This window comes from Kitasatospora sp. NPDC086801, assembly GCF_044745805.1.
Lineage (GTDB): Bacteria > Actinomycetota > Actinomycetes > Streptomycetales > Streptomycetaceae > Kitasatospora.
Window position 1 is genome coordinate 80,558 of sequence record NZ_JBIVAX010000015.1, and the last position, 22,878, is coordinate 103,435.

Genomic DNA, 22,878 nt, shown 5'->3' on the forward strand with positions numbered 1-22,878 from the left:
GTTCGCTCTCCAGCCTGTTCAGGCGACGCGTCGCAGGACGCGGCCGCCGAACTGCATGTGGTCCGCGCGCCCGGTCTCCGGGTCGAGCAGGAAGCGGCCGAGGTGTTCCACCTCGGGCAGCCGCGGGTGCCGGGCGGCGAAGAAGCGCTCGCCTCGGCCGGTCAGGTCGTACTCCATCCCGTCGTCGTCGACCAGGACGGTGGCGCCGGGGTGCGCGCCGTCCGCCGCGTCGGCGCCGGGGCGGATCCGGTACACGGTCTCGCCGTTGGCCCACTGCCCGACGCGGTCCGACAGGTCCTGCGCGGCGCCGGCGGCGGGGCCCGGCGCGTAGCCGGCGATGTCCACGCCCTCGGCCCGGAGCTGGGCCAGCAGGTCCTGCCAGGCGCCGAGGCCGGCCGCGGAGTCGGCCTGGAGGGCGATCACGGTGCCGCGTTCCGGCTGGATCCGCAGGTGGCAGGTGGCGCCCGCGCCCACGCCGTCGAGGCCGAGCCAGCGGTCGGCGCCGTTGCCGTACCGGGCCCAGCCGTGGCCCCAGCCGTCGGCCAGGCCGAACGGCAGGGTGTCGAAGGGCGGTTCGGCCAGCTCCCGGACGGCCTCCCGGTCGAGCAGGGCGGCGTGCGAGGCGTCGCGGTCGTCCAGGTGGAGCCGGGCGAACGCGACCAGGTCGGTGACGGTGCCGGCGATCGCGGCGGCGGGGGCGAGGTCGCGGGGGATCTCCTCGGCCGCCAGGAAGGCCGGCTCGATGTCCAGCGGCCGGAGCAGGAAGTCCGTCACGGCGCTGCGCCAACTCACCCCGGCGGCGGCCTCGATGACCTTTCCGGCCAGGGCGAACCCGGCGTTGGAGTACGAGAACGCGGTGCCGGGGGCGAACAGCGGGCCGGCCGCGACGGCGGCCCGCAACCCGCCGTCGCCGGGGCCGTCGCAGACCATCCCGGAGGAGTGGCTAAGCAGGTGACGGGTCGTCAGTCTCAGCTCGGAGAAAGAGGGTTCGGTCAGGTACTCGCCGACCGGCAGGTCCAGGTCGAGGTCGCCGTCGAAGGCCAGCTGCATGGCCAGCGTCGCGGTGAAGAGCTTGGTGAGCGAGGCGAACGGCGCGGCGGGCGCCGGCCCGGGCTCCGCACCCGCCTCGGCGACGTGGAGTTCGCCGGCGTCGTAGAAGGCGCACCGGAGGGAGCGCACACCGTGTTCGCGCGCGAGCCGTCCGGCCTTTTCACGCCATGACTGTGAATTCACTAAAACCCACCCACCGCATTCACCGGAATCCGAAAATGGCGCAGCACAACAGCCCCGTTCGGCCGTGTTCCATCCACGGCTCGTCGGTACGGGGATTGCACAAAAGGGGAATTCGCTCTGGTGAATGCAGGCTAACACCGGGCGGCGGGGCCGGTCAGGGTCGTTAAGCGGCAGCCGAATGACCCTGGTTGCCGCACTGCGAAACGCCGTTCGACCTGCCCGGAAACCCGAAAACGCCGATGGGGTCCGCGGTCGCGGACCCCATCGGCGGGTCGGTGTCGCAATGGTGCGGGCGGAGCTACTCGCGCAGTCCGATGGCCTCCACCGGGCGGGCGCGCAGGGCGAGCTTGGTCGGCACCAGAACGGCCGCCGCGGCCAGGGCCGAAGTCGCCGCCACGATCGCCAGGTAGAGCAGCGGCGGAATGTGCGGAACCAGGGACCCGGTCAGGCCCATGCTCACCGTCATCAACGGCACGATGGGCACCAGACTGCCGACCACCACCGCGATCAGGATCAGCATCAGCGTCTCGGTGCGCATCATCCGCATGACCTGTTCGGGGGTCGCGCCCACCAGCCGCAGCAGCGCGAACTCCCGTGCTCTGGACAGGGTGGTCATCACCAGGGTGTTGGCGACGGCCACCGCGATGTACCCGAAGACCAGGATCAGCGGCAGCGCGCTGCCGAACAGGTTGGTCGTGCCCGCCTTCGCCTGGGCGGCGGACAGGCCGCCCTTGTCCTGGACGTGCACCCCGGGGTAGCGGTCGTTGAGCCCGGTGAGCTCCCCGATCACCTTCTTCTTGTCGGCGCCGGCCTTGGCCCGGACCAGCACCGAGTCGTACATCCGGCGCGAGCTGTGCTGGAGCACGGTGTCGTAGGACAGGGTGACGTCGCCGAAGCCCAGGCCGCGCTTGTAGACGGCGATCACCTTCGGCTCCAGCGTCTGCCCGTCGGGCATGTGCACCTTGATCTGGCCGCCGACGTTCGCGCCGAGCGTGGCCGACGCCCCGCTGCTGATCGCCACCGTGTCCGTGGACAGGTTGTCCAGGGAGCCCTCGGAGACGTCCAGGTCGACGACCCGGCTCAGGTTGCCCGGGGTCAGCCCCTGCGCCTTGTAGTCGAAGATCTCCGGCGAGCCGAGCATCTTCGTCGAGGCGAACAGGTCGACCCGCACCGTCCCGGCCGCGGCGTCCACCCCGTCCAGGCCCGCGATGAACTTCGGCGCGCTGACCGGCAGGCCGCCGGACTCGCTGGTCACGGTGTAGTCGGCGACGACGCCCGCCTGGGCCTGCGCCTCGGCCGCACCCGACGTGGTGGTCGGGATGAACAGCTGCACCGAGGCGAAGCCGATCGCCAGGATCAGCGGGCCGATGCCGGCCGCCAGCCGCCGGGCGTTCGCCCGGGTGTTGGCCACGGCCAGGAACCCGAGGGTCCCGAACCGCCGCTGGAACGGCGCGGCCATCAGCCTGGTCGCCCTCGCCACCACCGGCGGGGCCAGCATGAGGATCGCGATCACCATGATCAGCCCGCCGCTGCCGGCCCCGGCCACCGCGAAGATGCTGCCGAAGAACAGCGGTAGCAGCGAGGCGGCGAAACCGAGGACGAACAGCAGGACGCCGATGGCCACCCGGGCGCCGCCGATGCCCGGCTGCTCGGTCTGGGCCTCGCTGAGCGCCTCCACCGGCCGGATCGACACCACCCGGCGGGCCACCGCGAACGCCGCCACCTGCGCGGCGATCACGCCGATGCCGACCGCGGCGATCGCCGGGATCGGGCCGTAGGAGAACTCGAAGTCGTCCGGCAGGATGCCGACCGCGCCGAGCGCCCCGCGCAGCACCCCGGCGGCCAGCATGCCGGGGAAACAGCCCAGGACCGAGGCCACCAGCGAGACCACCAGGGCCTCGCCCGAGATCATCTTGTGGATCTGCTTGGGCGTGGCGCCGACCGCGCGCAGCAGCGCCAGCTCGCGCCGCCGCTGGTGCACGCTGAGCGCCAGGGTGCTGCCCACCACCATCATGGTGATCAGCACGACGGTGCCGCCGAGCGAGCCCGCCAGCTCCTTCAGGCTGCCCCGGGCCGAGGCGACGTCCGGGTTCTCGACGCTGCTGCGCCCGTCACCGGTGTAGACATCGATCAGGGAGCCCTTGAGCGCCTTGTCGATCCGGTCCCCGAGCTTGCCGGCGTTGGTGTCCTTGGAGGCCAGCACGCCGATGGCGCTGACCTGGTCGGTGCGGCCGAACAGAGTGCGCGCCTCGTCGTCGGAGAAGAACACCGGCGGAGTGCGCAGCGCCCCGCCGCCGCCCTTGTAGGTGACGATGCCGACGATCTTGTACGAGCTGGCGTCCCGGGTGGAGGCGATCTTGACGCTGTCGCCCACCTTCACCTTGCGGTGGTCGGCGACGGACTTCTCCAGCACCACCTCGCCGGCGCGCCGCGGCTCGTCGCCGTTGCGGTCGTACGGGCCGAGCGCGGCCGCGCCCCAGTTGGTGCCGTTGGACGTCCGGTCGTCGGCGCCCTTGACCAGCTCCTCGCCGTCGTTGGAGACGACCTGCGCGGGGAAGGTGAGCACCGGGACGGCCTTGTCGACGCCCTCGGTCCTGGCGACCTTGTCGACCAGGTCGATCGGGACGCCGACGGCGTCCTTGAGGTCCTTGGACTTGCTCTTCTTGGCCTCGTGGACCGTGAAGTGCTTCTGACCGCCGACCACGACCGCAGCGCCGGAGTAGCGCTGGACCGGCACCCCGTTGCCGATGCCGGACTGCAGGATGATTCCGAAGGCCGTGACGAGCACGGACGCGCCGAACAGGGCGACGAACGCCCCGACGAACCCGGCCTTACGCTCCTTGACGGTCTGTACGACGAGCCTGAACACGTCTCACCACTCCCCCAGCCGGGTCATCCGCTCGGCGACCCGCTCCGGCGTGGGGTGCGTCATCTCCTCCGCGTAGCTCCCGTCCGCGAGGAACACCACGCGGTGCGCGTAGGAGGCGGCGATCGGGTCGTGGGTCACCATGATCACCGTCTGCCCGAGGCTGTCCACGACCTCGCGCAGCAGCGTCAGCACCTGCTTGGCGGTGCGGGTGTCCAGCGCTCCGGTCGGCTCGTCCGCGAAGACCACCTCGGGCCGCGCCGCCAGCGCCCGGGCGATGGCCACCCGCTGCTGCTGGCCGCCGGACAGCTCCGAGGGCCGGTGGCTCATCCGGTCGGCGAGACCCACCTGCGTCACGACCTGCTGCAGCCACTGGTGGTCCGGCTGGCGGCCGGCGAGCATCAGCGGCAGGGTGATGTTGTCCGCGACGGTCAACGCCGCCATCAGGTTGTACGCCTGGAAGATGAAGCCGACCCGCTCCCGGCGCATGATGGTCAGATCGACCTCGCTGAGCTGCGCCAGTTCGGTACCGCCGAGCACCACCGAGCCGGCGTCCGGGCGGTCCAGCCCGGCCGCGCAGTGCAGGAAGGTGCTCTTGCCCGCCCCGGACGGGCCCATCACCGCGGTGAAGGTGCCCCGGGCGAAGGCGAGGGACAGATCGCGCAGCGCGTGCACGGCCCCGGCGCCCTTGCCGTACGTCTTCCGGACCCCGTCGAGGCGGACGACCCAGTGAGCGTCCAGAGCGGCACTGCCATCCGGCCGCGGCGGCGCCGCGTACTCCTCCTCCGCCGCCGCGCTCTGGAACTCCTCCGTCCGCGCTCCGCGTCCCTTTCTGCTCACTTCCGGCCTCCACCACTCGCACGCACTACTTGACGTTCACGAAGGTAGGTCTTGGAAGGGGTGCGGAACCAGGGCGCGAACTGGAGACTCGATGGTGCAGAAAAGTGCCACCCACCGCCGTAATTGGGACGGTGGTAGGGTGATCGGGATGACGACTCGGAGGGTTTTAGGAGCCGTGCGCGCCCCCAGTATCGCCGAGTTGCGACGCTTGCAGCCCGAGCAGTGGGTCCGCCAGACGGTGATCCGTTTCCCTCCGGCCGCGGGCTACGTCCTGCTCTGCCTGATGACCGGACTCGCCGGGCTGCTGCTGTTCTACCTGATCGCCATCGTCTTCGCGCTCTGCCTGGTCGGAACGGGCTTCCTGCTGCTGCCCAGGGCACTGCGGGTGCTGCGCAGGTACGCGGAGTTCCACCGCCGGCGGGTCGGCCGGCTGCTGGAGATCGAGGTCCGCACGCCCTACCGCGACCTGGAGCCCGGCCGCACCGGCCCCCGCAAGCCCTCCCCGCGCGACCCGGCCGTCCGCAAGGACCTGCTCTGGGTGGTCACCCACGGCGTCGTCGGCTCGGCCCTGTGCATCTTCGCCCTGAGCGTCTGCGGCAACGCCTTCAACTGGCTGTCCGCGCCGGTGTGGTGGAAGCTCGCGTCGAGCGAGCGCAACTCGATCATCCTGATGAACGTCGACTCGTGGCTGAAGTCCTTCGTCGCGGTGTTCATCGGCATCGGCTACGCCGTGGTGGCGATGGCCATGATGCGGGGGCTGGCCCTCGTGCACGCCCGGATGTCCCGCTGGCTGCTGACCGCCCGCCCCCGGGTCGCGCTCGCCCAGCGGGTCCGCGAACTGTCGGTGACCCGCGCCGAGGCGCTGGACGCGCACGACGCCGAACTGCGCCGGATCGAACGCGACCTGCACGACGGGGCGCAGGCCGGCATCGTCGCCGTCTCGCTGCGCCTCGGCATGATCAAGCGCGCGCTCGGCCAACGGCCCGAGCAGGTCCCGGAGATGGTGGACGCGGCCCAGAACCTCGCCGAGCAGGCCCTGGAGTCGCTGCGCCACCTCGTCCGCGGCATCTACCCGCCGGTGCTCGCCGACCGCGGGCTGACCGACGCCGTCCGGGCGCTCACCGCGCTGTGCGGGGTCCCGACCCGGATAGACATCGACGAGTCGGCCGGTGCGGCGCCCCGCGCGCCCGCCGCCGCCGAGGCCGCGGCCTACTTCGTGATCTCCGAGGCGCTCACCAACATCACGAAGCACAGCGGGGCGCGCAGCGCGCTGGTGTGGCTGCGGATCGCGTCGGACGCGATCTCGATCAGGGTCGAGGACGACGGCAAGGGCGGCGCCACCGAGGGCACGGGGAGCGGGATCCTCGGACTCCGGCGCCGGGTCGCCGCCTTCGACGGCACCACCGACCTGTTCAGCCCGCCCGGGGGCCCGACCGTACTGAAGGTGGAGATTCCATGCGGATCCTGATCGCCGAAGACAACGCCCTGCTCCGTGAGGGGCTGGTCCTGCTGCTGAACAGCGAGGGGCACGAGGTGTGCGCCACCGTGGACAACGGGGACGACCTGCTGCCCGCGCTGCTCGCACACCGCCCGGACGTCGCCGTGGTGGACGTCCGGCTGCCGCCGACGTTCCGGGACGAGGGCCTGCGGGCCGTCGTCGAGGCCCGCAAGCAACTGCCCAACCTGCCCGTCCTGGTGCTCTCGCAGTACGTCGAACGGGCGTACGCGACGGAGCTGCTGGCGCAGAGCGCCTCCGGGGTCGGCTACCTGCTGAAGGACCGGGTGGGGCGCGCCGAGGAGTTCCTGCTCGCGCTGGAGCGGGTCGCCGACGGCGGCACCGCGATGGACCCGGAGGTCATCTCGCAGCTGATGGTCCGCCGGGCCGGCGACGACCCGCTGTCCTCGCTGACCCAGCGCGAGCGCGAGGTCCTGGCGCTGATGGCGGAGGGGCGCAACAACGGCACCATCGCCGAGATGCTGTTCATCGCGGAGAGTTCGGTGAACAAGCACATCGGCAACATCTTCGCCAAGCTGAACATGCCGACGCCGGACAGCGGCCACCGCCGGGTGCTCGCCGTGCTCACCTACCTGCGGGCCTGAGCGGCCGGTGCCCGCGGGCCCGAGCGGCCGGGGACACCGGGAGGGGCGGCGCCGATCGGGCGCCGCCCCTCTCCTCGTGTCCCCCTCCTCAACTCCCGGACGGGTGCTCCCGGTGGTCGGGCAGGGCGGGGAAGGCGCGGACCGCGGGGGTGACGGCCACGCCGAGTGCGATCAGCAGGAACACCGCCGCACAGCTCAGGACGGTGGGCACACCGTGCACGGTCTCCAGCAGCAGCCCGCACAGCAGCGGGCCGAGCGCCGCGGCGGCGCCCATCGAGACCCCGATCAGGCCGGCCAGCCGGCCGCGCATCTCATCCGGTGTGACCATCATCTGATGGCCCGCCACCAGGGCGGTGGCGGTGGGTGCGAGGAACGCGGCGGCCCCCAGCACCAGCCCGGCCGGCCAGCCGGTCGGCACCACCGCGAGCAGCGGCACCAGCACGGCGGTGGCCCAGGTCAGCACCATGAGCGCCGTGTACGGCGACAGCGAGCGGCGCAGCCGCCCGGCCGCCAGCGCGCCCAGCACGCCGCCCGCGCCGATCAGGGCGCCGATGGCGCCGATCTCGGCACCGGACCGCCCGTCCTGCTGGGCCATCACCACCACGGCGATCAGCAGGCCGCTGAACACCAGGTTGAAGGCGGTGCCGAACAGCACGGTGGCCCGCACCGCCGGGTTGCCGCGCAGCCAGCGCAGCCCCGACGCCATCGCCTGCAACGTCCCCTCGGCCCGGGCAGCGCCGCCCTCGGCCCGGGCGGCGCCGCCCTCGGACGGCGCCGTCGGTGCGGGCTTCGCCGCCGGCGGCCGCAGGAACAGCAGCGTGACGAAGGCGATCGCGGAGGTGACCGCCTGGGTGACGAACGGCAGCAACCGCTGGACGCCGTACAGGAATCCGCCGATCCCCGGGCCCACGATGGTCGCGAGGTAGTAGCGGGCGGTGTTCCGGGTGACCGCGTCGGTGAGCTGCGAGGGCGGCACGACGCTCGGCAGCAGCGCCTGGTCGGCGGTGCCGAACAGCGCGGTGCACACGCCCTCGACGACCGCCACCACCACGATCGCCGCCAGCGGCGCGTGCCCGATCGCCACCAGCAGCGCGAGCAGGCCCAGCGCCACGGCCCGCCCGAGCTCCGAGACCAGCATCAGCTTCTTGCGGCTGACCCGGTCGGCCAGCGCCCCCGCGGGCAGCGCGGCGAGCGCCCGCGACCCCGCGATGGCGAACTCGGCCAGCGAGGCCTCGAAGGCGGTGCCGCCGAGCCCGAGCACCAGCAGCGGGTACGCGATCAGCGTGCCCTGCGCCCCCAGCTGGGAGACCACGTTCGCGGTCCACAACACGTTGTACTCACGGTTGCGGGACAGCGGCGGCGGGCCCGGCGCGGCGGCCACGGCGGCGTCGGCCGTCGTGCTGCCCGACGTCACTGCGGCGCGGTCGGCAGCGCCACCGCGGGCGCCGACGTCCGCTCCACCGGCCGGAGTTCGGACCACGCGTGCGCCCCGGCCATGCTGACGAACAGGTCGCGCGGCGGGACGAAGGGGGCCCGCCCGTGCGCCACGCTGATGTTGTCCACGATCAGGACCTCACCGGTGTGCACGTTGACGTCGATCTGCTGCGCCCGGTACGCGGCCTGGAGCTGCCGGACGACCTCGTCCGGGATCTCGCTGCCGTCGGCGTGGAAGGTGTTGGTGGGCATCCCCCACGGGCCGTACTCCTCCAGCAGGAAGTCGGCGACGTCCTCGCGCAGGGTGCGGGCGTGGAAGAAGGTCAGGTGGTTGAACCAGGAGCGGACGCCGGTCTCCGGGTGGGTGGCGACGGCCCACCGGAGTTGACGGGTCCTCAGGTGGTTGCGTTCCAGCCACTCCAGCTCGATGCGGTTGGCGTCGCAGTAGGCCTTGACCTCGTCCGGGTCGCTGGTGCCGAACGCCTCCTGCCAGGAAAGGCCCAGGCCGGGGCGGAAGTTGCGGACGAGCAGGTAGCCCTCGCGCTCGAACCGCTCGGCGGTCTCCCGGGGCAGCCCGCCGTGCAGGGCGCGGCAGTCGGCCAGCAGGCTGGCGCCGCCGTCCGGCGACTCCTGGCGGCAGAAGAAGAACAGGTAGCGCGGAACGTTCAGGTTGTACGACTGCTCGGTGTGGAGGAAGATCTCCTCGGTCGCCGGGTGGTCGGTGGCCGTGAACACCCCGGGGTGCAGTTCGGTGCGCGGCGAGGAGCGCTCGGTGTAGTCGAGCGGCCGGCCGACGACGGCGTTGACGAAGGTGTCCAGCTCCGGCCACTCCTGCCAGTCGAAGCCGCTGAGCACGACCGCGCCGTGCTCGGTGATCCGCTGGCGGATGAACTCCCCCTGCTCCTTGCCGAGGTCGACCAGCCGGTTCCGCGCGCTCTCGGCGGTGATCCCGAGGACCAGTCCGTCGTGCCGCGCTTCGGTCGAGATGCTGATGGCGGTTGTCACGGAGTGACTCCCTTCTGCGGGCTGCGGGCGCGAAGCCGCTCGGCAGCGGTGTCGAGGGTCTGGAGTGGACGGTTGAAGGCGATCCGGACGTAGCGCTCGCCATCGGCCGGATCGACGAAGAACGAGGTGCCCGGCGCCACCAGCACACCGGTCTCGGCGAGCAGCGTGCGGACGAACCGCGGGCTGGGCTCGTCGGTCAGCCCGTCGATCCGGGCCAGCACGTAGCAGCCGCCGGCCGGGGGGACGAAGTCGAAGCCGGCGTCCCGCAGCAGGGCCACCGTCCGGTCGCGCCGCTCGCGCATCCCCGCCGCGTGGTCCCAGCGCTCCGGCAGCAGCAGATCCGCATTGGCCGCGGCGTGCTGGAGCGCGGCCGCCGCGCCGCCGGTGGTGGCCACGTGCACCTTGCGCAGCAGGGCGGTGAGGTCCGGCGCCGCGCGCAGGAAGCCGAGCCGCCAGCCGCTGATCGCATGGCTCTTGGAGAGGCTGCCGACCACCACGGACCGGTCGGCCAGGCCCTCGATCTCGGCGACCGAGCGGTAGCCGGCCGGCTCGTAGACGTACCCCGCGTACACCTCGTCCGAGATCACCACGGCGCCCCAGCGCCGGCACAGCTCGGCGAGCAGGTCGAGGGTGCCGCGCTCCAGGACGACGCCGGTCGGGTTGGCCGGGCTGTTCACGATGACGGCGCGGGTGCGCGGTCCGAAGGCCGCGGCCAGCTCGTCCGGGTCGACGCTCCAGTCCGGCTCGCGCAGCCGGACGGGGCGCGGGCGGGCGCCGGTGAGGGCGATGGCGCTGAGGAAGTTCTCGTAGAAGGGCTCGAACACGATCACCTCGTCGCCGGGGTCGACGAACGACAGCAGGGCGACGGCCAGGCCCTCGCTGCCGCCGACGGTGACGGTGATCTCGGAGCCCGGGTCCGGGGCGCCGGGCAGGGCCGCGGCGATCCGCTCGCGCAGCAGCGCCACCCCGGCCGGGTCCTGGTACTGGTGGACGCCGGCCCGCAGCGCGGCCACCGCCGCCTCGACCAGCCCGGGCGGCGTGTCGGGGTAGGCCGGGGTGCCGACCGCGAGGTCGACCGTGCCCGGGGGCAGGCCCTCCATCAGCAGCGCGGCCAGCCCCCCGCCGGGCAGCCCGCCCACCCGCTCGGCGCCCAGGGTGCGGCGGGCCGGGGTGTCACGGCGCGTGGTGGCGCTCATCGACCCACCCCCGAGGCGTCGGCCCGGAGGAGCCGTTCGGCCCGGTCGAAGGCGCCGCGCGGGATCTCCGGCAGCCAGGCCGGGCGGCCCGCCTCGTACGCCTCGATGTCCCCGCTCCTGAGCAGGGTCTCCGCGATCACGTCCTGCCCTTCGAGCAGCCGGGCCCGGGCCCGCGCGTCGACCGTGAACGGGTGCTCGCCGCCCGGCCGGCGCAGCAGGCCGGCCCGCAGGTCCACGGTGAGCCGCAGGCCCTCGGCGGACTCCGCGAGGTCCATCAGCTCCTCGACCACGGGGGTCGGCAGGTCGACCGGGACGAGCCCGTTGTTGAGGGCGTTGCGGCGGAAGATGTCGCCGAAGCCGGTGGCGACGACCGCGCGGAACCCCCAGTCGCGCAGCGCCCAGACGGCGTGCTCGCGGGAGCTGCCGATGCCGAAGTCCCGGCCGGCCAGCAGGACCGTCGCGTCCGCGTGGCGCGGCTGCTCCAGGACGAAGCCGTCCTCGGCGCGCCAGCGGGCGAACAGCGCGTCCTCGTAGCCGCTCTTGGTGACCCGCTTGCAGAACTCCGCGGGCAGGATCTGGTCGGTGTCGACGTCGTCGCGGCGCAGGGCGACCGCGCGACCGTGGTGTTCGACGAAGGGTTCCATACTCAGCTGTCCTCTCTCCGGCCGGGCCGGCGCTGTCAGGCCAGGTCGGCGGGGACCGCGAGCCGCCCGGCCACCGCCGTCGCGGCGGCGACCGCGGGCGACACCAGGTGGGTGCGGGCCCGCGCCCCTTGGCGGCCTTCGAAGTTACGGTTCGAGGTGGAGGCGCAGCGCTCGACACCCTCAAGACGGTCGGTGTTCATGCCCAGGCACATCGAGCAGCCGGGCAGGCGCCACTCGGCGCCGGCAGCCAGGAAGACCTCGTGCAGCCCCTCCGCCTCGGCCTCGGCCCGCACCTGCATCGAGCCGGGGACGACCAGCATCCGGGTGCCGGCGGCGACGGTGCGCCCGCGCAGCACCCCGGCGGCGGAGCGGAGGTCCTCGATCCGGCCGTTGGTGCAGGAGCCGACGAAGACGACGTCGATCGCGAGGTCCCGCATCGGCGTCCCGGGCCGCAGGCCCATGTAGGCCAACGCCTTCTGGGCCGAGGCGAGTTCGAGCGGGTCGGCGAAGGTCTGCGGGTCGGGCACCGCGGCGGCGAGCGGCACGGTCTGGGAGGGGTTGGTGCCCCAGGTGACGAGCGGGGTGAGCCCGCCCACGTCGAGCACGACCGTCCGGTCGAAGACCGCGCCGGGGTCGGTGACCAGGGTCGACCAGTCGGCGACGGCGGCGTCCCAGTCCGCCCCGGCGGGGGCGTGCGGACGGCCGCGCAGGTACTCCAGGGTGGTCGCGTCGGGTGCGACGATCCCGGCCCGGGCGCCGGCCTCGATGCTCATGTTGCAGAGCGTCATCCGGGCCTCCATGGAGAGCCCGCGCACCGCGTCGCCGCGGTACTCGATGAGGTGGCCCTGCGCGCCGTTGGCCCCGATCCGGGCGATCAGCGCGAGGATCATCTCCTTCGCCCCGACCTCCGGGGGGAGTTGGCCGGTGAACTCGACGGCCAGCGTGCGCGGCCGGCCGATCTCCAGGCACTGGGTGGCCAGGACGTGCTCCACGTCGCTGGTGCCGATGCCGAAGGCGAGCGCGCCGAACGCGCCGTGCGTGGCGGTGTGGCTGTCCCCGCAGACGACCGTCATGCCGGGCTGCACCAGGCCGAGTTCGGGCCCGACGACGTGCACGATGCCCTGCCGCCGGTGGCCGACCGAGTAGAGCTCGACGCCCTGTTCGGCGCAGTTGCGGCGCAGCGTGTCCAACTGGACCAGGCTGACCGGGTCGAGCACCGCGGTCGCCGTGGTGGCGACGTTGTGGTCCTCCAGCGCCAGGGTCAGCCCGGGCCGCCGGACGCTGCGGCCGGCCAGCCGCAGCCCGTCGAAGGCCTGCGGGGAGGTGGCCTCGTGGGTCAGGTGGAGGTCGATGTACAGGAGGTCCGGTTCGCCGGGCCGGGACGCCACGACGTGGCGCTCCCACAGCTTCTCCGCGAGTGTCCGTGCTGGGCCCATCGTCGTCCTTCTCTCCCCTGCGCTGTCCGTGCACCACGGCCCCGAGGCGGAACGCCGGGTACCGCCTGCCGTCCGGCCGTACGCACCTCAGCCTCCATGGCACCGCCCGCCGCCCACCACGTCTTTAAGCCGGTGCGAAAACGCCCAGGACAACGGATCACGTGCACGAAGAAAGGTGCAGAGAACTGCACCTCGGATCGGAAGTAAGCCCCCATGAAATCGGCCGCGCCCGGGTTCAGGATGGAGTCATCGAAGGCGGAACCAACGCCAGGACGACGGGCAGAAGATCATCGGATCCCGCGGGAGCCAGGGAGGAAGCATGTACCCGATGCGGAGGAGCCACGGGGCCGAGCCCGGAGGCCGGCGAAGCAGGACGGTCGTGCTGACCCTGGCCGCCGTCCTCATGGTCGGCGCCGGAACGTCCGCCTGCCAGGTCAGTACCAAGGCCGCCGACCGGATCGAGCTGTGCGCGAAGATCTTCGGCAAGACCTTCACCGATCCGTTCCCGGACAACGTGGAGGAGGCCCGCAAGAAGATGCGCGACCGGGCCGACGAGCTCGACGGGCTGGCCAAGCAGGCCGGGGACGACAAGCTCCGCAATGCGATCCAGTCGACCGCCGACAAGATGCGCAACGCCGACATCCGCGAGAAGGGTGCGGTGCGCACCGTGGTCGGATACATCGGTGAGCAGAACGACCGCATCAAGGAACTGCGCCAGACCTGCCTCGATCACCACGACTATCCGTGAGGACTGGGCTTCCGAACCAGCGCCACCGTTGAGGCTCCCATGGAGCGCACGGTGACCCCAGACCGGAATCGGTGAACAGGGCACTAACAGTTCCCCCACCGATTCCCTTGGCCGGGCCCCTCGTTGGGTCCCCCGTCTTCCGGGGGGCCCGGCCGTAAATCTCCCCGTACCAATACAAGCCAGGAGCAGTCATGCCCGATTCGACCGGCTGGAAGCCCACTAAGGAACGCCCGATGTGGCCCTGGGTCGTCCTCGCGGTGGTCGCCGTTGGCGTTCTGATCAACGTGTTGATCACGATCTGACGAGCAGATCGAATCCGCGCCTGAGGAACTTCCGCGCTCTTGGCAGGTAGGCCGAGAGCGCGGACCCACGTCCAGCGCGACTCCGGTCCCACAGGCCCCTCTTGTCACACCCGCCCCATGCGCCGCACGGCGTGTCAGAGGGCGGTCGAACCGAGTCGAGTGCGCTATCCGGATCAGGTGCAGAGAACTGCACCTTCGAACTGGCGAAGACTCGACTGTCACCCTCCTAAAGTGCCACGTAGCGTAGTCGGTACGGGAACGGGCATGGCCATGTCGAACTTGCGGTCACGCAGGTTCGACCATCCACCTCACCGTGGATCCCGGCTCCCGACCCGCCTACATCAACGGCATTCTGGGGGACTCGTGCCACGTCTGCACTTCACGTCGGCAAGCCTGTTGAGAACGCGTATCATGCCGACCCCGGACTGGGTCAGCGAATCACTCTTCGCCCTGGACCTGCTCTCCTCCCGGCACCGCCAGGCGAAACGCCGGCTCCGATGGCATAAAACCCGCCCCGTGGGGCCGGCCCGCCGGCTGGGCCCCGCCCGCCGTCTCGGGTCCGCCCAGCAGCTCGTCGAACTCGCCCGAACCGTCCGCCCGTTCCCCGATCTGGACACCATGGTCCGGCGCGCCCGGCACCCCGGGAACGGCGCCGATATGCGCCTGCTCCGGGATCTGGAGTCCTTCTACCGCATCATGGTCGCCCCGCACTGGGACGTGATCTCCCTCACGGTTCAGAGCGACCGGAGGAAGCGGCTGGAAATCCTCCAGGACCGCGGCGCACGCGGCCTGCTGAGCACTCTTCACCCGACCGTCCGGCTCTCCACCTGCTCCCTGGAGATACCCGGGCAGAGCGAGGACGTGCAACTGGAAGAGGTCGGGCTGACGATTGCGCCGTCCTACTTCCTGGCACCCGATTCCCCGGTCCTGGTCGACGACCACGCCATTGCCGACGGACCGACGCTCTTCTACCCCATTCTCCCCTACGGACCGAACTGTGCGACCGAGGACGTGATCGAAGCGGCAGCGATGCCCGCCTGAGACCGATGACCTCCGATCGCGACAGCGTCGGACCTTCAAGGGGGAACACCGCAATGCGACGCATATTCTTCAGTCCGGCGAGCCTGGCCAAAGTGTCGTCGGCCGCCCATCTGGATCCGATGAGAGAGGCGCTGTGCGCCCTGGAAACCTTCGCGACGGGCGGCGGAGGCCCCGTCTTCCATTCCTGGCGACGACGGGTCGCGGGTGAGCGGGACGGCCGGGCACTCGCCGAACTCGCCCGCACCGTACGCCCTTTCCCCGACCTCTATCGAATTCTTGAGAACTCCTCCGCGACCGGATCCGGGAACGAATTCCGACCGCGGGTTCTGCGCGACCTGGAGACATTCCACCGGATCGCCGTGGAGCCGTACTGGAGCCAGGTGTCGACCCTGCTCGAAGTCGACCGGAACGCCCGGGCCCAGATCATGATGAGCGGCGGCGTCGACCAGTTGCTCAGCACCCTGCACCCGGCGATCCGCTGGCGCCCCCCGGTGCTGGAGGTCCCCGGGACGGGGCACGACATCAAACTGGAGTCGACCGGCCTGGAGATCGCGCCGTCGCTGTTCCTGTTCTCCCGCTCTCCGATCCTGGTCGAACAGCAGGGCGACCGGCCCCTACTGCTGCTCTACCCGATCCCCGTCCCCCGCGACCGGGAGAACCTGTGGGACCCGGCACCCGACGGCGACCAGGCCCTGGGCGCCCTGCTGGGACGCACCCGGGCGGCCGTCCTCCAGGTGCTGACGACCACCTGCACGACCACCGAGGTCGGCGAGTTGGTGGGCATCTCCACCGCCGCGGCGAGCCAGCACACCGCCGTCCTGCGGGCCGCCGGCCTTATCACCACCCTGCGCTCGCTCAACAAAGTGCACCACACCCTGACCCCCCTGGGCGGGGCTCTTCTTCGTGGGGATCCACTGGTCTGACAATTCGCCCTATACCGACGATTCCCGAAGTAACGAACCGACAACTCACCCCGAGGCGCGATCTGGATCCGACACGGATGGTCTAGGAAAGTGCACCATACATACGGATGCGGGCAGCATGGCCTAAACCCATTACGAGCGAGTAGGTTCTGGGCATGCAAGCACGATGCCTTGTCGCCGCACGCATCAATTACGGAAGCCTGGGAGCGGATTCATGATGGGAGGTGCACCAGCTGAGCGGGAAGCCGCCCCAGACTGTGCCGTCACGCTGGAAAACGTGTCGAAAATCCACCCGGGCACGAACGGTCCCACGGCGGTCCTGCGCGAGTTCTCACTCGGTGTACGAAAAGGCCGCTTCTGTGCCGTCATGGGAGACGAACGCGCCAGCACCACGGCACTCCTGGAGTGCATGGCCGGTGTCACCACCCCGTCCACCGGAACGGTCCACTGGGCCGACGGCGAACGGGGCTCCGTCGGCGCACTCTGGGGCCAACACGAGCCTGTCCACCCCAATGTGACGGTTCGTGAGTTCGTCGACCCGGGCGCTCCCGCACTCGGCCGCCGCCACGCCTGGCAGATCAGTCGGATCACCCGACTGTGGCTCTGGCGGCGGCCGCTCCGGAGGCTGGGCCGGGTCCAGCAGCACAACGCCATGCTGGCCCGGCTGCTGGCCGGCTCCCCGCGCCTGCTGCTGGTCGACACCCCCGGCCACGACGACTCGCCCGAACTCGCCCGCGCCATCGGCGCCTCGCTCCGCCGCGCGGTCCGCGCCCTCGACCTCACGGCGGTCCTCGTCACCACCGACCCGGAAGCCGCCGCGTACGCGGACAGCGTCGTCTTCCTCCACCACGGCCGCCTCGCCGACGCCCTCGGCCCCTCCACCCCCGCCGAGATCGCCGACTGCCTCCAGCACCTCCGAAGAGGCTCGACCACCTGATCCGCCCGCCTTCCCCGGCGCCCCTCTCCCCGGGCGCCCCCGGCGCCCCCTTCCCCGGCGCCCCTCGCCCTCCCCGGCGCCCCCCGGTCAAGCGGTGCACAGCGCTTCCCCAGCGGCCGGCCCCCGCGCCCCGTGCGTCCTCCCGCGCACCGCGCCGGCGAATCCCCGGACCGCCGCCCCACACCCGGCCGGCCCGCCCGGCGACACCCCGCAGGCCCCCGGCGGACACCCCTGCCGTCGCCTGCCGTCGCCTGCCGTCGCCAGCTACTGCTGCTGCCGCCGCTGCGAACCCGCCAGCCACTGCCGCCGGTCGTCAGCCGTCAGTCGTCAGCCGCTCAGTGCGGCGGGGTCGGGATCAGGCTCGCCAGGGGGTTGAAGTAGACCTTGGACGGCATGCAGGCCGGGCCCGGGCTCCGCATGAGGCCGGTGTGCATCTCGCGCGAGCTGTGGGCGGGGTCGGTCCCGGCGAAGGGCAGGTAGATGAAGAGTTTGAGACCGGCCGGGACGGCGCGGGGGCGGACGGTGAGGACGAGCGGGCCGGCTCCCTCCGTCCGCATGTCCCAACTGTCCTGGCCCTCCTGGTTGTCCGGGGTCTCCGGCTCGGAGGCGCGGCAGCCGGGCTGGCCGGCGTAGACCCGGGCGGGGATCCCGAACCGGTCCAGGTCGCGCTGCAGTTGGTCCGGGTCCACCGGCTTGTACTGCTCCAGGATGGTGAGTTTGACGAGGTCGTCACCGCCTTCGAGGGTGTACGCGGCGTTGTCGACGCGGCCCAGCACGTGGCCGGTGCCGCCGGCCGGGTGCTGGGCGTCCTGGTGCTGGGCGTCCTGGTGCCCGGTGTCCGGGGCGGGGCGGCCGGGGCCCGTGGCGAGGAGGGCGCCGACCAGGGCGGCGGCCAGGCCCGCCGGGAGGGCCAGGCGCAGCGCCAGGCTGCGCCGCCGGGCCGTGCGCCGGGAGTTGTCGGTGACGGTGTCCATCAGGTGTTCCTTCAGCAGGAGGTGGCGGCCCGGGGGGAGCTCCGGGGCCGCCGGGGCCGGCAGCAGCCGGACCAGGTCCTCCCGCTCGGTCTGCTCGGACCGGTCCCGGGGGGTGGCGTTCATCGGGTCGTCTCCTCGTACGGCCGGACCGCGAGGTCGCGGTCACCTGCTACCTGTCCGCCGGCGCCCGGGCGTTGCCCACCTCTTCCCGAGCGCGCGGACCGTGACGCGGCGAGCTCCTTCGCCGTCAACTCCCGCAGCCGGGCCCGGGCCCGCGACAACCGCGAGCGGATCGTCCCCACCGGCCGGCCCAGCGCCTCGGCGACGGCCGCGTGGTCCAGGCCCTCCCACACACACAGCGCGAACACCTCGCGCTCCGCCGGCCGCAGCCGTTCCAGCGCGGCCTTCGCGGCGGCCAGCTCCTCGGCGTCGGCGATCCGGCCCGCCAGCTCCCCGGCGAAGTCCGGCATCGCCGCGCGCGGTGGCAGCTTGGCCAGCGCCCGCTGGTGGCGCCGCGCGGCCCGACGGGTGTTGCGGATGACGTTGCCCGCGATCCCCAGCAGCCACGGCCGCAGGCTCTCCCCCTCGGGATCGACCCGCGCGCGCAGCCGCCACGCCTCCAGGAACGTCAGCGAGACCACGTCCTCGGCGACGGCCCAGTCCCCGGTCATCCGTACGGCGTGCCGGTACACCGCCTGGGCGTGGTCCTCGAAGACCAGCCCGAACGCCGCCGCGTCCCCAGCGCGCACCCGGGCGCGTATCGAATTCTCCACACCAGCTCCTGTCCCGCCGCCGCCACCCGTTGCCGTGATCCACGCCACACCGCGCCGGGCCGCCCCCCATCGCCGAAGGATCCCCGAGCCCCTTCCGGAAGAAGGGACTCGGGGATCCTCGGACCGGCCGGCCCGACACCGGCGGGCAGTTCGGGGCGCCGCCTCCGCGGTCAGGCCGGCTCGACCGGCTCCGGGTCCCGGGAGGCGGCCAGGGTGCGGCCGAACGCGGCGAGGACGGCGGCGACGGCCAGCAGGCCGACCACGACCGCGAGGTTGCGCCCGAGGTCGGCGAGGTCGCGCGGCGGCGCCCAGTAGTAGGGCGCGGGGAGCATGACCGCCCAGGGGAGGGCGGCCAGCGCCACACCGACGGCGCGTGGCCGGTCGGGCCGGCGGGCGGCGAACTGGACGAGGAAGGCGGTCGCCATCACCGCGGCGGGCCAGGCCGACGACGCGTCGAGCAGCATCTGGGTGCTGCGCGGGAAGATGATCTCGGAGTTGTCGTCCAGATCGCGCCAGGGCCACAGCAGGACGAGTGCGCTCATCGGCAGCGCGATGGCGGCCGCCGCGGCGACCATCCCGGCCCGGGCGCGGACGCGCCGGTCGAAGCCGTCGGGCGGGGCGACGAGCAGCGGCACCCCGAGCAGGAGCCAGAGGGGCAGCAGGTAGAAGGACTCGACGAGCACGCCGGACGGGTGGACGGAGTAGCCGACCGCGGCGCCGATCCGGGCGAGGACGCCGGCCAGGACCAGGAGGCGGGCGGCGCTCCAGCGCCCGAGGCCGGCGCAGAGCAGCGCGAGGACCCAGGGGGCGGCCTGCACCGCGTGCACCACGGTCGCGGTCGTGGTGTTCAACCCCATCACGTCGAAGCGGGTGTCCGTGATGAAGAGGCGCATCAGCAACTGGACGAAGGCCAGGGCCGCCCCGCCGGCCAGCAGGTACGGCGCGGCGCCGGCGAGCACCCGGCCCGCGGGGTCGCTGGAGCTGAGCCTGGTCCGCAGCCGGACGGCGTGCGAGGCCAGCGCCGCCCACTCGCGCAGCACGGTGCGCCGGTCGGCGCCCTCGACGGACTCGGCGAAGACGGCGGCGATCTCCTGGCCGTGCGAGGCCCGGTAGGAGGCGGGGTAGATGCCGACCAACGGAAGCCGGACGGGCTGCGCGCTCATGCCGTGCCCCCGCTCAGCCGGAGCGCCCCGAGGCGCGGCGCGCGCCCGAGCGCGAGCCTGCGCTCGGCCTCGACGACTCCGGCCCGCAGCCGTTCGGTCTCCTCGCCCAGGACGCCCCGGCCGTCCTCGGTGAGGGCGAAGGTGCGCCGCATCCGGCCGCCGACGACCTCCTCGTGGTCGATCCGGATCAGCCCCTGCTGGAGGAGCCGGTCCAGCGCGGTGTAGAGCGTGCCGGTGAGCAGCTTGGTCCGGCCGTCGGAGATGGCCAGGACCTCCTGGACGATCGCGTAGCCGTGCCGCGGGGCATCGGCGAGCGCGGTGAGCACGAGCCGAGTCGGCTCCTGTAGTTGACGGTTAGCCATGGCGGCGAGCATAGATCAATGGTGAACATATGTCGATGATTGAGCTATTGGCCCGCGCCACCCCCAGCTCCGGCGGCCGCCGGAGCCGGAAGGCGCACGGTGAACACCGAGCCCGCGCCAGGGGTGCTGGCCGCGTGGACGCCGCCGCCGTGGACCTCGGCGAGCTTGCGGACGATGGCGAGGCCCAGACCGCTGCCACCGCTCTGCCGGTTGCGGGACTTGTCGGCCCGCCAGAAGCGCTCGAACACCAACGGCAGGTCCGCCTCGGCGATACCGCCGCCGGTGTCGGCGACCTCGATGAGCAGGGCGTCGGCCTCCCGGCGGGTCCGCAGGGTGACCGTGCCACCCGCCGGGGTGTGCCGGACGGCGTTGGCGACCAGGTTGCCCACCAGCTGGCGCAGGCGCACCGGGTCGGCGAACACCTCGCACCCCGCCTGGTCCGCGGCCGCCTCGACGACCAGGACCACGCCCGACGCCTGCGCCCGGGCGCCGTGCGCGGTGGCGACCTGGCTCAGCAGGTCATCGGCGTCCACCGGCTCGCGGTGCAGGGCCAGTTCGCCGGCATCGGCGGCGGCGAGGTCCCGCAGGTCGTCGATCAGGTGCTGGAGCTGGAGGGCCTCCTCCAGCAGCGAACCCGTCAGGGCGCGGTCCGCCGTCACGACCCCGTCCTCGACGGCCTCCAACCAGCCGCGGATGTTGCTGAGCGGGGTGCGCAGCTCGTGCGCGATGTCGCCGACCATCGCCTGGCGCAACTCCTCCAGTTGTTCGCGGCGCTGCGCCATGGCGTTGAAGGCGGCGGCGAGTCCGGCGATCTCGTCGCGGCCGGTCGCGGTCACCCGGGCGGAGAGGTCCCCGTCGGTCATCCGCCGGGCGGCGCGGGTGAGCGCGTTCAGCGGCCGGGAGAGCCGCAGGCCGACCGTCGTGGTGATCGCCACGGTGACCGCCAGCACCAGCGCGGCGACCTCGGCGACCCGCCCGCGGTGCGGGGCGGACAGCACGGGGGCCTGGTCCGCCGCACCGGCGGGCGCGCCGGCGAACAGCAGCACGGGCGGCGCCACGTACCGGACGAGCTGCTGCCGACGGGAGTTGGCGAGGCAGGCGGAGATCACCTGCTCCTGCTCCCGGTCGCGGGCCGGGGCCCACTGGAGCGTCAGGGACAGCGTCACGGGCCGGATCTGCTGGCGCTCCAGGCAGGCGTTGACGAGCCCGGTGAGGTCGGCGAGCGCGGCGCTCTCGGTACGGGTCGGGGCGTCCAGCACCAGCGGGGGCGCGCAGCGCACCCCGAGGGGCCGGCCACCGGGGACGCTCACCACGGGGCGCCCGGCGGCGTCGTCGGTGACGGTCGCCTCGACGCCCAGTTCCGACCGCAGACAGCCGGCCCGGTTCCGCGCGGCCTCCTCCACGGCCGCGCGCTCGGCGCTCGTCAGCCGGAACGGGCCCACCGCGCGGGCGTCGATCCGGTCGGCCGGGGCGTCGGGCAGCATGGCGAGGTCGACGGAGAGCGGGTCGACGGTGGTGGTGGGCGTCCGGGGCAGGGCCGTCCGGTCGGCGCCGCCCGGGTCCGGCGCCGACGGCGTGGCGGCCGGGGGCGGTGAGCCGGGCGTGGCGGCCGGTGACCCGGGTGCGGCGGCGGCCGGCGGCCCGGGTGCGGCGGCCGCGGAGTCGACGACCGTCTCGAAGCGCGGCGTGGTCAGCAGGATGCGCTGCCCGGTGTCGGCGGCCAGCCGCCGCACGGTGCTCTCCGCGCCGGTCCAGTCGGGGTGGGTCGCCGCGTAGCCGAGCAGTTCGTGGTAGATCCGGGCCTGGTCCGCGACGACCTGGCGCTGCTCCTGCCTGATCGCGCCCGTCGTGGTGCGGGCGGTCAGCCAGGCCGTCGCGGCGATGGAACAGAGCGAGACCAGGGCGGAGAGGGCGAGCAGCCGGATCAGCAGGCTGCGGCGCGGCGGGGCGTCACGACGCACCGCGCGGCCCCTCCGCGAGCTTGTAGCCGATGCCGTAGACCGTCAGCAGGCGGGTGGGGCGGCGGGGTTGTGGTTCGATCTTGCGACGCAGGTTCATCACGTGGGTGTCGACGGTCCGGGTGGTGATGTACCGGTCGATGCCGTGCAGGTGCTCCAGCAGCTGGGCCCGGGTGAAGACCCGGCCGGGCTGGGCGGCCAGCACCGCCAGCAGCCGGAACTCGCCGGGCGTACAGCTGACCGGCCGTCCGTCGGCGGTGACCTCGTGGCGCAGGGGGTCGACGGTGAGGGCCCCGGCGGTCAGTACGGCCGGAGGCGCGGCGACGGGCGGCGCGGCGACGGGCGGCGCGGCGACGGGCGGCGCGGCGACGGGCGGCGCGGCGGCGGGCGGCGCGGCGGCGGGCGGCGCGGTCGGCGACAGGGTGGGCGCGGCCGGCGGCGCGGGAGCACCCGGGGGCAGCGACCGGGACCCGCGGCGCAGCAGGGCGCGGACCCGGGCGACGAGCTCCCGCGGGCTGTACGGCTTGGTGAGGTAGTCGTCGGCGCCGAGGTCGAGGCCGAGCAGCAGGTCCTCCTCGGCGGTGCGGGCCGTCAGCATCAGCACCGGCAGGGCGGATTCGGCCCGCAGGGCGCGGCAGACGTCGAGCCCGTCCATGACGGGCATCATCACGTCGAGGACCAGGAGGTCCACCGGGCCGCGCCGGGCCTCGTCCAGCGCGGCCCGGCCGTCGTGGACGACGACCACGCGATGCCCTTCCCGCTCCAGGTACAGGCGGGCCAGGTCGGCCTGCTTGGGATCGTCCTCGGCGACCACGACATGTGCGCACATGAGGATGATCGTAAGTCGCCCTCCGGAAGCACCCCTACCGCTTCACGACAGCCTCTCGACAAGTTCCTGACATCGACGGACCAGGGTGGGGGGAATCCGCCGGGGGAAGCCCCC

Annotated in this window: 20 protein-coding genes; 6 read left to right on the top strand and 14 right to left on the bottom strand. The window is 72.9% G+C overall.

Going from position 1 to position 22,878, the window contains the following annotated elements:
- Positions 1-18: 18 nt before the first annotated feature.
- From ACIPLC_RS18415 to ACIPLC_RS18425, 3 genes are all read right to left on the bottom strand, one after another.
- On the bottom strand, positions 19-1,371 hold the full coding sequence (locus ACIPLC_RS18415; protein ID WP_400474036.1) for a serine hydrolase domain-containing protein: 1,353 nt from the start codon (positions 1,369-1,371) through the stop codon (positions 19-21).
- Between the two features lie 160 nt (positions 1,372-1,531).
- On the bottom strand, positions 1,532-4,102 hold the full coding sequence (locus ACIPLC_RS18420; RefSeq protein WP_400474037.1) for an ABC transporter permease: 2,571 nt from the start codon (positions 4,100-4,102) through the stop codon (positions 1,532-1,534).
- 3 nt (positions 4,103-4,105) lie between these two features.
- Positions 4,106-4,840, bottom strand: coding sequence for an ABC transporter ATP-binding protein (locus ACIPLC_RS18425; protein WP_400474098.1), 735 nt, complete (start codon positions 4,838-4,840; stop codon positions 4,106-4,108).
- Positions 4,841-5,114: 274 nt separating this feature from the next.
- Here ACIPLC_RS18425 and ACIPLC_RS18430 point away from each other — a divergent pair, with 274 nt between their 5' ends.
- Both ACIPLC_RS18430 and ACIPLC_RS18435 read left to right on the top strand, forming a co-directional pair.
- Positions 5,115-6,407: a sensor histidine kinase gene (locus tag ACIPLC_RS18430; RefSeq protein WP_400474038.1), complete on the top strand. Its 1,293-nt coding sequence runs from the start codon at positions 5,115-5,117 to the stop codon at positions 6,405-6,407.
- Positions 6,395-7,039, top strand: coding sequence for a response regulator transcription factor (locus ACIPLC_RS18435; RefSeq protein WP_350880992.1), 645 nt, complete (start codon positions 6,395-6,397; stop codon positions 7,037-7,039). Before ACIPLC_RS18430 ends, ACIPLC_RS18435 begins: the two co-directional genes overlap by 13 nt.
- An 88-nt stretch (positions 7,040-7,127) precedes the next feature.
- Here the strand turns inward: ACIPLC_RS18435 and ACIPLC_RS18440 are convergent, their stop codons facing one another.
- From ACIPLC_RS18440 to leuC, 5 genes are read right to left on the bottom strand one after another with little or no spacing between them, the layout of a single operon-like run.
- Positions 7,128-8,453 (bottom strand): MFS transporter, encoded by a 1,326-nt coding sequence (locus tag ACIPLC_RS18440; protein ID WP_400474039.1) that lies wholly within the window; start codon positions 8,451-8,453, stop codon positions 7,128-7,130.
- The gene (locus ACIPLC_RS18445) at positions 8,450-9,478 is read right to left on the bottom strand and encodes a TauD/TfdA family dioxygenase (RefSeq protein WP_400474040.1); all 1,029 of its coding nucleotides are present in this window, start codon (positions 9,476-9,478) and stop codon (positions 8,450-8,452) included. The genes ACIPLC_RS18440 and ACIPLC_RS18445 overlap by 4 nt, the downstream gene beginning before the upstream one ends.
- Positions 9,475-10,674: a pyridoxal phosphate-dependent aminotransferase gene (locus ACIPLC_RS18450; protein WP_400474041.1), complete on the bottom strand. Its 1,200-nt coding sequence runs from the start codon at positions 10,672-10,674 to the stop codon at positions 9,475-9,477. Before ACIPLC_RS18450 ends, ACIPLC_RS18445 begins: the two co-directional genes overlap by 4 nt.
- Positions 10,671-11,318 carry a 3-isopropylmalate dehydratase small subunit gene (gene leuD / locus ACIPLC_RS18455; RefSeq protein WP_400474042.1) on the bottom strand — a complete coding sequence of 216 codons (648 nt, stop codon included), beginning with the start codon at positions 11,316-11,318 and terminating at the stop codon, positions 10,671-10,673. Before leuD ends, ACIPLC_RS18450 begins: the two co-directional genes overlap by 4 nt.
- Positions 11,319-11,353: 35 nt before the next feature.
- A complete protein-coding gene (leuC, locus tag ACIPLC_RS18460; RefSeq protein WP_400474043.1) occupies positions 11,354-12,754 on the bottom strand; it encodes a 3-isopropylmalate dehydratase large subunit in 1,401 nt (466 codons plus the stop codon).
- Between the two features lie 328 nt (positions 12,755-13,082).
- Here leuC and ACIPLC_RS18465 point away from each other — a divergent pair, with 328 nt between their 5' ends.
- The 4 genes from ACIPLC_RS18465 (at position 13,083) to ACIPLC_RS18480 (ending at position 16,705) form a co-directional block, all read left to right on the top strand.
- Positions 13,083-13,502 (top strand): hypothetical protein, encoded by a 420-nt coding sequence (locus ACIPLC_RS18465; protein WP_400474044.1) that lies wholly within the window; start codon positions 13,083-13,085, stop codon positions 13,500-13,502.
- Between the two features lie 713 nt (positions 13,503-14,215).
- Positions 14,216-14,845, top strand: coding sequence for a hypothetical protein (locus ACIPLC_RS18470; RefSeq protein ID WP_400474045.1), 630 nt, complete (start codon positions 14,216-14,218; stop codon positions 14,843-14,845).
- Between the two features lie 119 nt (positions 14,846-14,964).
- The gene (locus ACIPLC_RS18475; RefSeq protein WP_400474046.1) at positions 14,965-15,768 is read left to right on the top strand and encodes an ArsR/SmtB family transcription factor; all 804 of its coding nucleotides are present in this window, start codon (positions 14,965-14,967) and stop codon (positions 15,766-15,768) included.
- 217 nt (positions 15,769-15,985) lie between these two features.
- The gene (locus ACIPLC_RS18480; RefSeq protein WP_400474099.1) at positions 15,986-16,705 is read left to right on the top strand and encodes an ATP-binding cassette domain-containing protein; all 720 of its coding nucleotides are present in this window, start codon (positions 15,986-15,988) and stop codon (positions 16,703-16,705) included.
- A 335-nt stretch (positions 16,706-17,040) separates the two neighbouring features.
- On the opposite strand, the gene ACIPLC_RS18485 is transcribed toward ACIPLC_RS18480, so the two are convergent.
- The 6 genes from ACIPLC_RS18485 to ACIPLC_RS18510 all read right to left on the bottom strand — a co-directional run bounded on the left by ACIPLC_RS18485 (position 17,041) and on the right by ACIPLC_RS18510 (position 22,764).
- Positions 17,041-17,802, bottom strand: a complete 762-nt coding sequence (locus ACIPLC_RS18485; protein WP_400474047.1) for a hypothetical protein — start codon at positions 17,800-17,802, stop codon at positions 17,041-17,043.
- Positions 17,799-18,452: an RNA polymerase sigma factor gene (locus tag ACIPLC_RS18490; RefSeq protein ID WP_400474048.1), complete on the bottom strand. Its 654-nt coding sequence runs from the start codon at positions 18,450-18,452 to the stop codon at positions 17,799-17,801. The genes ACIPLC_RS18485 and ACIPLC_RS18490 overlap by 4 nt, the downstream gene beginning before the upstream one ends.
- A 170-nt stretch (positions 18,453-18,622) precedes the next feature.
- Positions 18,623-19,615, bottom strand: coding sequence for a hypothetical protein (locus tag ACIPLC_RS18495; protein ID WP_400474049.1), 993 nt, complete (start codon positions 19,613-19,615; stop codon positions 18,623-18,625).
- On the bottom strand, positions 19,612-19,977 hold the full coding sequence (locus ACIPLC_RS18500; RefSeq protein WP_400474050.1) for a PadR family transcriptional regulator: 366 nt from the start codon (positions 19,975-19,977) through the stop codon (positions 19,612-19,614). Before ACIPLC_RS18500 ends, ACIPLC_RS18495 begins: the two co-directional genes overlap by 4 nt.
- A gap of 44 nt (positions 19,978-20,021) precedes the next feature.
- On the bottom strand, positions 20,022-21,938 hold the full coding sequence (locus tag ACIPLC_RS18505) for a sensor histidine kinase (protein ID WP_400474051.1): 1,917 nt from the start codon (positions 21,936-21,938) through the stop codon (positions 20,022-20,024).
- Positions 21,928-22,764 (bottom strand): response regulator transcription factor, encoded by an 837-nt coding sequence (locus ACIPLC_RS18510; RefSeq protein WP_400474052.1) that lies wholly within the window; start codon positions 22,762-22,764, stop codon positions 21,928-21,930. Before ACIPLC_RS18510 ends, ACIPLC_RS18505 begins: the two co-directional genes overlap by 11 nt.
- Between the last annotated feature and the right edge of the window lie 114 nt (positions 22,765-22,878).